Annotated in this window: 1 protein-coding gene; it reads left to right on the top strand. The window is 75.2% G+C overall.

The window, feature by feature from the left end; genetic code table 11:
* Nucleotides 1-347: 347 nt before the first annotated feature.
* On the top strand, nucleotides 348-593 hold a 246-nt coding region (locus HCK04_RS40505; protein ID WP_142652794.1), incomplete at its 3' end, for a hypothetical protein.

Raw genomic sequence — 593 nt, 5'->3', positions numbered from 1 at the left:
CCGCCCGTGGGGCTGCCGATCGTGCGGCTGCCGCCGGTGCGGACGCCGCTGGCGCGGATGGCGCTCGCGCGCACGCCGCGCGCGGGGCCGCCGACAGTGCGGCATTCGCCGGTGCGAATGTGGGTGGCGCAAACGGCGCTGGCGCGAATGCCGCCCGTGAGACTGCCGAGGACGCGGCTCCCGCCGGTGCGAATGGCTCTGGCTCTGGCGCTAGCGCGGATGGCACTGGCGCGGCCGGCTCTGGCTCTGGCGCTAGCGCGGATGGCGCTCGCGCGGGCGGCTCGGGTGCGGGTGCGGGTGCTTCCGGCGGTGTGGGTGGGCGTGATCGTGGTCGTGGTCGGGGTCGTGTGCGGTCGTCGTGGGTGGTGGTGGGGTCGGTTCGTGAGGTGGCCCAGGAGCTGGCGCTGACCCCGCTGCCCGACGATGTGGACATGTGCCTGGCCGAGGCGGAGGAGTTGCTGTTCGCCCGGGATCGGATCACCAGCGCGCTGGCCGACCGGGTGGGGCGGGTGCATCGTGCGGGGCAGGCCAGGCAGCATGGGCATGCCTCCACCCGCTGCTGGTTGCGCACCGCCGGGGGGATGACGGTGGGC

It is taken from the genome of Microbispora sp. CL1-1 (assembly GCF_012034195.1).
Taxonomy (GTDB): domain Bacteria; phylum Actinomycetota; class Actinomycetes; order Streptosporangiales; family Streptosporangiaceae; genus Microbispora.
The sequence above is the reverse complement of the archived record's forward strand: the minus strand, read 5'-3'. Positions and strand labels throughout refer to the sequence as shown.